This window comes from Vibrio mimicus CAIM 602 (assembly GCF_000338875.1).
GTDB lineage: Bacteria > Pseudomonadota > Gammaproteobacteria > Enterobacterales > Vibrionaceae > Vibrio > Vibrio mimicus.
This window is the reverse complement of the sequence record NZ_AOMO01000019.1, coordinates 22,634-32,794: the sequence shown is the minus strand read 5'-3', so window position 1 is coordinate 32,794 and position 10,161 is coordinate 22,634. Positions and strand designations below refer to the sequence as shown.

The window sequence follows — 10,161 nt, the reverse complement described above, 5'->3', positions numbered from 1 at the left end:
ATCGCAGCGAGCTGCCTATGGTGTTGGCACAAATGGGGGCGGGTAAACTGTTCGTACTGGATGAAGAAGTCACTCGTTTTATCAATTGCGTGAAAGAAGGTAAACGAGCGGCCTTTGAAGGGATTGCTGTCGCTGAGATCCGTAATGCGACGGTTTCCGTCGTGCTGGGTGAAAAAGAGATGCTCGCCAGCATGGTGGTAACGGGAGCTTATGGCGGCCGAGGTTTGCGCGGTAATGAGTTAGTTCACGCGTTAGCGCAGGCCAGTGTGATCAAAGGCATTAACAAATTGGCACTGAAAAAAGTGTTGCTGATGAGTAATCAGCTCAAACCCGGCGAAGTTTTTACCCAACCCGTTGCGCGTGGGAAAGAGCCAATCCAAGGACGCGATACCCAATTTGTACCGCTGGTGGAAGATGTTTCTAAGCGCGTACTGCGCCCACAGAAAAAAGCGGGTGAAAACAAACTCGATATGCGTAACCTTGGGGAAACCATCACAGTGGGTGAGAATGATCCTGTGATGCGTCGCTTACCTGCCACTAAAGGTGAAATGGGTTATACCGTGCAGGGTAAACAAATTCCGCCTAAACCTGGTAAAGAATCCGTTTTGGTGGCTGGCAAAGGAACCTACATTTCTCCGAATGACCCCAATCTATTGCTCGCCAGTCAGGCGGGCATGCCCCTGATCAAAAAGAACACCATAGAAGTGGATAGCGCGCTTTGCTTAAACCATGTCAGTGTGGCAACTGGGCATATCCGTTTTAAAGGCAATGTGGTGATTGCGGGGGATGTTGAACCGGGGATGATCGTTCGAGCCACGGGTTCCATCACGGTCGGTGGTTTTATCGAATCGGCCAATGTTCAAGCGCAAGGCGACATTGAGGTGGGCAAAGGCATTATTGGCCATACAGTTGCCGATGATGAGGAGCCGAGTTGTGTGGTCAAATCGGGTGCGAACATTCGTGCGAACTACGCTCAGTACGCGGAGCTTCAAGCGGCGGATTCTATTCATCTTGCGGTGCACAGTATGGGTAATGTTATCCGCTGTGGGAATGATCTCATCGTGCTTGATAGCAAGCAGACTCAAGGTACTTTAAGTGCAGGTAATGCCAAAGTGGGGGGCAAAATCCTCTGTTTTAACTTGGGTGTGGAAGGTGATACCGCAACACACATTGAGGCTTTTGCTCGTTACCAAAGCTACAAAGAGAGAATTAACAAGCACAAGGATCTCTACAAGCAAGCGCAGGACACGACTATGGCGTTAATTCGCCGCGAGATTGAATTTAAAAAGCGTCCTAAAGCCGAGCGTGGCGAAGATGAAGCACAAGCCATTGAAACCGCCAAAGTTGAAGCGAATACGCAGATGGAGAAAATTAAGCTGGCGCTGGACATGCTCAATGAAGAGTTTGAACAGCAATTGGCGGAAAACACGGTGGAAGCCAAAAACAAAGTCTTTACCCATGTCACCATCCAATTTGGTGATGAGCGGATATTAACCAAGCGAGCTCATGGACCATCAACCTTTACCTTTAATCAGCATGAAATTAAGTTCTCTTCACTCCTTGAAGCGGCAGATATTGGGATTTGAGCTATAAAAAGGGCACTTGAGTGCCCTTTGCGTGAAATGCGAACAGATAAGGATGATTCGTTCAATGAACTGTTCTATTGAATCGGTGTTTTCGTCACTCCACTTTCTTTACTCGCCATGAAGTGTAGAAACTGTCCATTTTCGAATTCTACACCCTGAACGAATTTATTATTTTGGTAGTCTTCATGGTGGTGAACGTCAATAGCTAAGACTTTATGGGCATACAGATACGTTGGTTTATCAAATACAGTATGCCCAATCATCATTTTTTGTGCGTTAAAGAGGGCTAATCCTCGCTCTACTTCTTGTTGAGTGACTAAATTCCGTGCGATGTCTCTATCCCAATAAAAACGTGAGACTAAATAGAAGTTTCTGTCTGATGAGTTGTAACCAGTAATGCTATGTTGGCGGCCAATATTATTAATTTCATTCAGAGGAATTGAACCATCGGTAATTCTGTCGATCAATTCAGGTGTAAAACCGGCGTGTACAAATAGATACTCTCCGGCGATTTCTACGATGTTTTTGGATCTCAGCCAACGGCCTAGTTCTGTATTCTGCCCATACATTTCAATAAATGGCTTCCCGACATAGGCGGCATTCTTGTAGTAGCGTGGGTGAACATACCGAAAGTCACCATAGAGATTCATCATATCGTGGTTACCCATGATGAAATGAACGTTACCTCCTGCCGCTTGAGCTTGTGCTTCTAAGTGGTAAAGAAGCCATAGAGATTCAGCAACATAATCACCGCGATCAAAGAGATCGCCTATGTGGTAAAGGTGGCCTGTACCGTATGTCCAGTGAAAATCTTTATCCATAATCCCGGCGTTGATCAACATATAGACCAAAGCTTCTATATTTCCTTCAATGTCAGAGGTCACGAAAAATTTCTCAGGTGCTTCATAACGAAATGGTGGGGGAGTAAATGTTCCCCGCAACTGAACATCAAATTGGCCTAATTCTGCTGGAAGCGTCACTGTGACTTTTGCATCATGGTGGCTATTGTAGCTTTGACTTGTGAAACCATTTTCTGTGAAGGTTTTAACCACAACTTGCTCATTTTGATAGAAGACATATGGGCCATCCGAATAGCCTTGATAAACATTGTTGGATTTTAAAGTGGCATCAAACGCAACATCAGAGCTTGATATCGTCTGATTTAAAACGTGCACGGACAGTATGTTTTTCCCTTGGGTAAAGGCGCTTGCCGGAATGACGAAGGTGAACTCATCATTAGGAAATGCTGTTGCAGTGGGTAACGTGGAATTATTCTTTATTTCTCCTGAGAGCATGTATGGAGTGCGAGCAATCTCAACACCATTTACATAAATTGCAGCAGCATCATCAACGATCATTTTCAGATAAACATCTTTTACAACGTCTATGTTGTCTACATTCAGCTCCTTTCTAAAGTAATAAGAAGTCGGCTTGTCTCCACCCAAGTCCAGAGTGGAATAATTGGCTAAAAATGTGTTTTGTGCATCGACACCATATCCAAACAAACCACGGCCCGTTTTCCAGTGACTGTCATCAAAAGCCATTGAGGTCCAGTCTTCTGTCTTAGGAAGACCGTCATCTGAGTATTTCCAATAAGAGCCGTAACCAAAATAGAGCTTTTGGTTCGAGCGTCCACGGATACTAAATTGAATGCTCGCTACAGATTGCGTTGAGGTGAGACTATCCGTTACCGTTAGTCTCAATAGAAAGTTGCCATCTTGTAATGTGGTCAGATCCACATCACTTTCTGTGGAAAGTGTTTCACCATCTAATTGCCATAAGTATTCAGCACGAATATGCGCATCGACATTCGCTCTCGCCGTTATAGCTTGATCTCCAATGATTTGGGCAGGTATCCCTTCTATTGATACCTGAAATGCTTTTATTGGACTTTGATTTGTTGATTGTCCTGAATCAACAGTTTCACTGTTGCAGGCAGAAAGTAATAATGTGATGAGTATTATGCTAAGAGGTTGGCATCTAATGACGCTTAAAAGTTTCACAACGGTTCTCCATTTAGGTAAAGCACCGATCATTATTTTTTAACGTGAAATAAGGGCGACGATTTAATGACACTTTTATGTATAAGTGGATTTTTGTTAAGTTGCCGGGAAATGTTCAAAAAACTGACGTTTATAAGTGAGGCTCTGTTAATTCTTTCTAAACCACGAAAGAATGACGACTTATGCATAAGTCTGTTTCTCTAGAGTAATAAAAGCAAAAGGGAACCATCGGGTTCCCTTTTGCTTTTATTGAATTGTCGTTATTGCACGGCGCGCACATTACCTTGGCGTAGGTCATTAAGTACGGAGTGTTTAGGACCATCGGCAATAATGCAGCCTTTTTCCATGACGATAACGCGATCAACCACATCCAACATGGATGTTTTATGGGTGATCAAGATAAGGGTTTCACTCGGTTTTAGTTGACTCAGTTGCTGTTTAATGTGCATTTCTGAGCGGTTGTCCATCGCGCTGGTGGGTTCATCCATCAGCAGTACGGGTGGGCGACCAAGCAAAGCTCGCGCAATAGAAACGGATTGACGTTGACCGCCAGAAAGCAGCATACCACCTTCACCGACCTGACGCTCTAAGCCCGCCGGGTCTTGTTGAGTGAATGCGGTAACGCCCGCTCGGTTAGCGGCATCCATGACTTCGCGATCGTCCGCCAGAGGTCTACCTAGGGTGATGTTGTCGCGAATCGAACCGTAAAACAGTACGCTGTCTTGCGGAACACAGCCAATGTTACGGCGAATATCGATGTGGTGCAGTTGGGAAATGTCCGTATCGTCGATCCGCACATGTCCTTCAGTTGGCTTGTAAAGCCCCATGATCAGCCGCTCTAGCGTGGTTTTCCCTGAACCAATACGACCAATGATCGCCACTTTTTCCCCTGGGTTAATGGTGAGGCTGAGATCACGTACTGACGCGATAGGCGAGTCTGGGTAATGGAAAGTCACACGATCCAATTCCACTTTACCTTGAATGATTGGGCGGTGGATGTAGCGTTTACCTTCTTCTTGTTCATCGGGCATCGACATCACTTGCTCTATGATGGTCATGGATGATTTAGCTTGATTGTAACGAGTAGAGAGCAGTGAAAGTTGCACTAAGGGGCCAATCGCACGGCCACTGAGCATGGTCGCCGCAATCAATCCACCCATAGTTAAGTCACCATTCGAAATCAGATACACCCCGACAATGATCATGCCGATGTTAGCGGCTTGCTGAACAAATCCTGCCGTATTTTGAATGCTGTCTGTAATCCGGCGGCTTTTGATATTCCAGTTGGCCATGTGCGCAACGGCTTCTTCCCAGCGATACTGGAATTGTCCCTGCGCACCAAACAGCTTAACGGTTTCTAATCCGTATAAGCTTTCGATCAGGTTTGCGTATTTTTGAGAAGCGAGTCTTGAACCTTCTTCAATAGCACGTCGCAGCCGGCCTTGGATTAAGATGGAGTAAATCACCAAGATCAATACGCCAATAATGGGCACCCAGACTAAATGGCCAGCCATCAACCAGATCAGCACTAGAAATAGTAGAGCAAATGGCAAATCAATCAGCGAAGAAATGGTCGCAGAGGTGAAAAACTCACGAATCGACTCAAACTCCTGTAAATGACGCGCGAAAGCGCCCACAGAAGGCGGGCGAGCCTCCATGCGAATGCCCATTACTTTGCTAAACAGCTTGGAGGAGATAAGGATGTCTGACTTTTTTCCGGCCACGTCAATGAAGTAGTTACGCAGTGTTTTGAACACGAAGTCAAACAAGAAGATCACCAAGATGCCACTTGAGAGTACCCACAGGGTTTCAAACGCCAAATTAGGCACCACTTTGTCATACACAATCCGTGAAAACATCGGGGCGGAAATCGCAAACAAGTTGATCAGTATTGAGGCAATCAATACATCACGATAAATCTGTTTTGACTTAAAAATGGTGCTCCAAAACCAATGACCGTCTCTGGGCTTCAGCACTTCAGGTGAGCGTTCGTCAAAGCGAAACTGCTTTTTGACCATAAAATAGCGGCCAATATACAGCGCTTCTAAATCGCTGATCGGGTAGGCGACTGGCACCATCCCTGATTCCGCAGTGACGATTTCGGCTTCTTGGGTTTCTGGATTAATGCTATTGAGAACGCAAGCTTCTCCGCCTTTGAGCAACAGCACAACAGGAAAAACTAAATGCGGAATTTTGTCTAATGGAGCGCGGTTTTCTTTGGCAATCAGCCCAGCTCTTTCTGCCGAACGCGGAAAGAGAAAAGGCGTCAGTTTGCCATCAGCCAAAGGTAAGCCGTTGATCAGAGCTTCAGGAGAATTCGCTAAACCGTAATAACGACTCACGTACACCAGCGAATTGAGTAACGTATCTTGCATGCCTCTGACCTTGGTTACTTATCTACAATGAAGCCTTGGAAGACTTCAATAAAATGTTCTGAAAGAAAATCGAGCTGAGTCTGTGTTTCAACTCGTGATGCTATGGTTGTGATCCCCAAGTTGTGCGCGGTGCGTGAGATGGAGGTCAGGGTAAATTTCTGGCGTTCATCATCCAAGTTGTGGGTAAACAGGTAATCCAGTTTGACGTACTTAGGACGGAATTCGTTGATGTAGTCGAGAGACTGGAAGTTGCGCCCATAGTTATCTACCCCGAAATCGGCTCCTGCATTACGTACGGCGTTACAAAATAGCGCGGTGTAGTGCGGTTCATTCACGAAACAGCCTTCAGGAATTTCAAAATGCAGCAAGTTTGCCACAGAGAGATGCTTACTCAGGGTTTGGCTAATCCAACGGATAAAGCTAGGTTGAGAAATACTGCCCTGAGCAATGTTTATCGCTAATGGGTCGGTCTGCTCACCTTGCTCCAGTCGATTAATCACTTGCTGAATGACATATTGATCAAAAATGTGGCTAGCATTGAGCTGTTCAAGGGCAAACAGGAACTGGTTAGCTGTGTAACGTACGCCATCTTTTTCAAATGCCGAGAAGACTTCGCGGTGGAAGGTTTTACCCCAACTACTATTGGCGGCTTGGTAGCGGAAGGTGAACCAATCGTTGTGAATGGCTTCTTCAACCAAGGTTTTCCACTGTTGTTTACCCAAAATCACCTTGTCGGTGTCACTGCTAATGAAACCGTAATTCAATTCAGGGTTGGCTTTCGATTTAGCCAGAGCGTTATCCAGCAAAGAAAGCAGTTGAGTGGTGGAAGACTGACGCTTATTGCTCACCACACCAAGTGATAGGTTAGCTTTGGCCATACCGGTTGGGTCTGGGTTAATGTCATCCACGCAGGTCACTATGCTGTCAGCAACGATTTTCAGCTCACTTTCATCCATATTCGGCATGATGATACCGAATTCGTAAGTTGAGATTCGAGCAATCGAGATGTCCTTGGTCGTGATAGAAGTTTTCAGACGGTCGGCCAGCTCACGCACCATACCATCACCCGCTTCGTAGCCTTTGTCTTCATACAGCTCTTTGATAAATTCGGCTTGCAGAATGGCAACACCGCCAATACCACTTTCTGAAAGCCAACCGCTCAACTGGCTCATGTAGTAAGCGCGGTTGCCCAGGTGAGAAACAGGATCTAGGTATGCGCGCTCACGGAGTTGTTGTGCTTCTTTTGCTTGGGCTTTAAATGCTTTCTCAACCTGTTCTGACATTTTATTAATGCCATCCACCACGTAGATGAGATCTCGTGTGTTAGGACGCGGCAGCGGCTCACCAAATTGGTTGTTGGAGACCTGCTCCATTTTATCTACGATCAGTTGCAGTGGTTTGAGCGAGCGTTTCAAAATGAAAGCCACCGCAAACATACCAATCACTAAGATGGCAACAAACGCAATACTAAGACGAATCAACGCTTCCCATAATTGGGCGTAGGCGGGCCCTGGGTGGCTGACGATTTCGACTTCAGCGAGCTGCATCCAACCACTGGTCACCACTCGTCGATCGTGGATCGGCTCAAAAAGTTTGAGCTGAGTGAACCATTTGGGGACATCATTCGGTTGAATAGGGTAGGAACGGAGAATTTCGGTACCATCATCAAGGAAGATTAAACGGACGATCGAATAGCTACTGCCATCAAACAGCGCATTGATCACCGATTCCACCGCAACGGTATCCTTTTTCTCCAAATAGGGTGCTAAAGCCAAACCTACCGTGTTGATGGTATTGTTGACCTCAGAACGTTGTTGTTGCTCGAGACTGTTGCGGGTTGTGTTGAACTGGATTGTAAAAACCGAGATCAACAACAAAATAAACACCGCAATCATCCCTGCGACCAGTTGTTTGTATAGCGTCATAGTGCCTACTCATCATAGCTAACTAGAGGTTTATTTAATTTTAGTGAGCGCTCTCTTGCTCTTAAGTCGTTCCACAAACTTAGTCTCGAAGAGTCACCAGCCAGTTGTCCGTTATTGGATTTCATTAGCCACAAATTCTTACCGTTAAAGCTGTAGATAGGCAGTAAGTCTTTGCGTGTAGACGCAGGTTTAATTTGTGGATTGATGTTATCCAAAATCACAGGCTCTGCACTCGGGGTTGAGTAATAGGCTAAGACCATATGAAATTGGTTTAACTCAATGGCCTTAACATACACGAGACGAAGTTTTTTATCTGATACACCCAGCTCTAACAGCGAGAAATACTTCGCAATTGTGAAATCTTCGCAGTCCCCAGCATTACTTCCGAGAAACTCCAAAGGCGTTGCCCAATAATCATTGGAACCCCAGAGATTAATATCATTCACGAAGTTGAGCTGATTAAAAAAAGCATTCACGCCTTGGAGCTTTTCTTTCTCTGACAGCGATGCCAATTGCGCCATTTTCTGACGCCATGTTTCCACGCGTTTGCCTGCCCGTGGGCCATAGGTTGCCTTCACCGCATCCACCCACTGTTGCTCTTTGGTATTGAGCGCCAGTGAGAGTGAGGAGGCACAGATGGCCAGAGACAGAACAATCCAACGTTTCATAATGCTGGTTATTCCCTCAGCGCATTATTCTGCGCACTTAAGATCGGTTTCAGCAGGTAATCGAGTACGGTTCTCTTACCTGTAATGATATCGACCGAAGCAGTCATCCCGGGGATGATAGGTAAGTTCTTATCGTGGCCTAGCGTCGTCTCTTTGGTTCGTACCCGAACCAGATAAAAGCTGTTGCCTTCTTCATCCTGAGTGGTATCCGCACTGATGTGCTCTAGGGTCCCCTCTAGGCCACCATATCGGGTGAAATCATAGGCTGTGAATTTCACAATGGCCGGTAATTCAGGACGTAAGAATGCGATGTCTTGCGGAGCAATCTGAGCCTCAACCAACAAAGTGTCTTCGGTTGGGACGATTTCGATAATATTCATCCCCGGTTGAATAACTCCGCCTACAGTATTCACATAAAGCGTTTTTACCGTGCCAGTGACCGGAGAAACCACTACGGTACGGTTTACTTTGTCTTCAAGCCCCACGGCTGATTCTGTTAGCGCTGAGAGCTTATCTTGCGCTTGGTTGAGTTTATCTTGCTGCTCGGTACGGAATTTTTGCGCCGCATTAATACGGCTTAGCAGGGCTTCACGTACGGCTGCTTTCAGCACCGGAATCTTGAGTTCGGTAGAGGTTAACTCACGACGGGTATCGTTGAGTTGGCGTTGCAATTTGAGTAGCTCAATTTTTGGAACCACCCCCTCATTGGCCAGTGGCTCGGTAATGTCTAACTCTTTTTTCGCAAAATTATAGCTTTGGCGAAGGTTAACTACTCGCGCTTCCGCTTCAATCAGGTCTTGTTGCTTCTGTTTGATCTGCTGAGAAAGAACCGACAGTTGGTTACGCAGATTGTCCAGATCTTGGCGATATTGATCGCGCTGACGGTCAACCAGTTCAGGTTGTGTATCGCTTAATACTGGTGGGAAAGCCAATTTGCTGTAGTCAAGGCGCACGCTGTTCGTCCAGTTTTTCTCCTCGAAATCCTCGTTAATGATTACGCTGGAAATAGAAGCCGAAAGCTGTAATACGCTGGCCGTTAAGTTGGCTACTTGCTGTTCACGTTCACGGAAATCGGAGCGAAAACGAGTATCATCGATCAGGATGAGCTGCTGCCCTTTCTGAACTTGTTCGCCTTCGCGCACCAGAATTTGTTTAACCAATCCACCTTCTAAGTTTTGGATCACTTGAACTTGTGAAGAGGGAACCACTTTACCTTGGCCGACGGTGACTTTATCTATCTCCGCCCATGCAGCCCAAGTAATAGCAAGAATGAAAAATGCCACCATGACCCAGAGGATTATTCGAGCGCTGTGCGGGGTGTTGAGTAACAATGCGGCGGTTTTGTCGTCCACATAGTCTAATTCTTCGGCTGTGAGCTTGTTATAACTGCGGTTGCTCATGAGTGGTTCCTGTTGCACACCATTTAATGGGTTGATTTTATTATGCGGCCTAATAATTGTTAAGGATATGCTATCTAGGGCGAAAGGCCTATTCAGCATTTTAATAAATTACGCAATTTTTAGAATCTGTGATCTTATTTTGCAGGGCTTCGCACTTCTTTGGTCGCTTGAGTTATCAGCGGGATAGGCGCACAATCGGGCAAA

General features: G+C 45.9%; 6 protein-coding genes. 1 reads left to right on the top strand and 5 read right to left on the bottom strand.

The genetic code is table 11. The features are described 5' to 3' along the window. A partial coding sequence (locus D908_RS15845; RefSeq protein ID WP_005522763.1) for a DUF342 domain-containing protein occupies positions 1-1,586 on the top strand: 1,586 nt, incomplete at its 5' end. A 74-nt stretch (positions 1,587-1,660) separates the two neighbouring features. Here the strand turns inward: D908_RS15845 and D908_RS15850 are convergent. The 5 genes from D908_RS15850 to D908_RS15870 all read right to left on the bottom strand — a co-directional run bounded on the left by D908_RS15850 (position 1,661) and on the right by D908_RS15870 (position 9,957). Continuing rightward, on the bottom strand, positions 1,661-3,589 hold the full coding sequence (locus D908_RS15850) for a metallophosphoesterase (RefSeq protein ID WP_005522757.1): 1,929 nt from the start codon (positions 3,587-3,589) through the stop codon (positions 1,661-1,663). Between the two features lie 260 nt (positions 3,590-3,849). Beyond that, positions 3,850-5,964 carry a type I secretion system permease/ATPase gene (locus D908_RS15855; RefSeq protein ID WP_005522749.1) on the bottom strand — a complete coding sequence of 705 codons (2,115 nt, stop codon included), beginning with the start codon at positions 5,962-5,964 and terminating at the stop codon, positions 3,850-3,852. 14 nt (positions 5,965-5,978) lie between these two features. Beyond that, entirely contained in the window at positions 5,979-7,889 is a 1,911-nt protein-coding gene (locus D908_RS15860) for a bifunctional diguanylate cyclase/phosphodiesterase (protein ID WP_000177447.1), read from the bottom strand. A gap of 5 nt (positions 7,890-7,894) precedes the next feature. Next, positions 7,895-8,557, bottom strand: a complete 663-nt coding sequence (locus tag D908_RS15865; RefSeq protein ID WP_000832885.1) for a transglutaminase-like cysteine peptidase — start codon at positions 8,555-8,557, stop codon at positions 7,895-7,897. A gap of 8 nt (positions 8,558-8,565) precedes the next feature. Continuing rightward, a complete protein-coding gene (locus tag D908_RS15870; RefSeq protein WP_000071270.1) occupies positions 8,566-9,957 on the bottom strand; it encodes an HlyD family type I secretion periplasmic adaptor subunit in 1,392 nt (463 codons plus the stop codon). Between the last annotated feature and the right edge of the window lie 204 nt (positions 9,958-10,161).